Source organism: Dyadobacter crusticola DSM 16708 (assembly GCF_000701505.1).
GTDB lineage: Bacteria > Bacteroidota > Bacteroidia > Cytophagales > Spirosomataceae > Dyadobacter > Dyadobacter crusticola.
In genome coordinates, this window is record NZ_JNJB01000040.1 from 1 (window position 1) to 1,512 (window position 1,512).

General features: G+C 41.7%; 3 protein-coding genes. All 3 read right to left on the bottom strand.

The features are described from left to right. Nucleotides 1-91 precede the first annotated feature (91 nt). A complete protein-coding gene (locus tag Q369_RS29115) occupies nucleotides 92-340 on the bottom strand; it encodes a PDDEXK family nuclease (protein ID WP_157488280.1) in 249 nt (82 codons plus the stop codon). A 92-nt stretch (nucleotides 341-432) separates the two neighbouring features. Beyond that, nucleotides 433-720 (bottom strand): hypothetical protein, encoded by a 288-nt coding sequence (locus Q369_RS0121970; protein WP_031529887.1) that lies wholly within the window; start codon nucleotides 718-720, stop codon nucleotides 433-435. An 86-nt stretch (nucleotides 721-806) separates the two neighbouring features. Continuing rightward, complete coding sequence (locus tag Q369_RS0121975; RefSeq protein WP_031529888.1) at nucleotides 807-1,403, bottom strand: type I restriction-modification enzyme R subunit C-terminal domain-containing protein; 597 nt, start codon at nucleotides 1,401-1,403, stop codon at nucleotides 807-809. Nucleotides 1,404-1,512 lie beyond the last annotated feature (109 nt).

Here is a 1,512-nt window from a genome sequence, read left to right on the forward strand (position 1 = left end):
TGAAGGGACTAACACCAAATCAAAAGCATATACAGCTGAAAGTAAGTACCATGAAAAAAGAAGGATCAACCATTACAATCAACAACCAAGTCTAAATTACAGCTCCTCTAAAAATGGGAAGCCTACACTTGTATTCAATGATCACAAACGAGTTGCTTTCAGAGTCGAATGCCAGGGTATCTATGCGGAATTGCTTAATGGTAAATTCGGATCGGATCAGTTTCAAGGAAGTCAGCACTTCCAGGTTCTTTTCAAACAGATTTTGAATGTCCTTTTCGAGTTTAAAGGGTACTTCGCTGAGGGGAGAGAGGGCAGAGTGTTTGGTGGTGAAGATTTGCATGCAGGTGTTTTCAATGATTTCCTGTATAAGTCACTTCTGGGACCAATATATCTAAAAAGCAAAAAGGACTGTCGCCAACAGCCCTTCCAATCCTAAACTTTCCCGGCCATCTTCTGGAATCCCTCCACGAGCAAATTCACATCAAAAAGCGCCGACTTCTCGGCCGTATCAAACGGAACATCCGAATGATAAAGCGCCAGATCATGCACCATTTTGAGCGAATGCGCCAGCTCCTTGCAGCCCTGACATTCGATGAGGTACCAGAATTCGGCTTGGGAATCTGTCAGCGGAGTGCTGGCATTTGATGCGTGGCGTGCATCGGCCGCGGGGTTAGCTGAATGTACATTTGAGCCAACACCTGAACCATCCGAAGTTTGCATAAAAAATGGATAAGTGTGCTTATCCCAAAGCTTGTTTATTTTTGATTTTAATTCAGTAGATAACATTTGTACTCTCTTTGTGTTTACTAAGCAGCTATTTTATGAATGACCGTGATGATTTCTTCAATTTCTTTGGGTGAAAAAATGCCCAGTATGCCTTGGGGATGCAGTTGAGTAAATGGGGGATTAATCAAATCTTTCTTTTCAATCTTCCCTTTGTCAATCAGATATTTCTTCAAAACCGCCATAAACTCAATCTGGCTATTTGAAAGGTTGCTGTGAAGCTTTATAAGTTCGTCAAAAGCCGTGGTTACCGTTTCTTCAAAAGAATGAATCACTTCTATATGCAAAATGTGCCTGATGAATTGCAGGAATTTCGCGTGTTGATTTCCGTAAACCCTCTGCAATAGCTTTTCTGTGACGAAAGGGTCTTTATCATTCATCATCCGCGCCAGTTCATTCAATTCACTTTCAGTTATCGATTCTCCCGATTTTATCTTTTGCAAAACTGGGTTCTGGTCGGCCAATTGCTGTACCATCGCCTCTACCATTTCCCTGTATCTGCTGACACTTACTAATTCATTCTCAGGACCAAACTCAATCATTTCCTTTTTGTAGGTGACATCTTTTAGATTGAGGCTCTCCTGGTCATTGCCACCATCCCATCGCTGGCGGTACCTCATGAGTGGCGATACTTTGTGTAAGTATCCCTAACCCACAGACAGTTTGAAATTAGAGATTAAACCTTAATTTTAAACTGATGAAAAAGACCAAATTCACCGAGACACAGAT

Excerpts from the sequence above, each read along its gene's own strand:
- Q369_RS29115 (WP_157488280.1), bottom strand. The coding sequence starts at position 340 with ATGCAAATCTTCACCACCAAACACTCTGCCCTCTCTCCCCTCAGCGAA.
- Q369_RS0121970 (WP_031529887.1), bottom strand. The coding sequence starts at position 720 with ATGCAAACTTCGGATGGTTCAGGTGTTGGCTCAAATGTACATTCAGCT.
- Q369_RS0121975 (WP_031529888.1), bottom strand. The coding sequence starts at position 1,403 with ATGAGGTACCGCCAGCGATGGGATGGTGGCAATGACCAGGAGAGCCTC.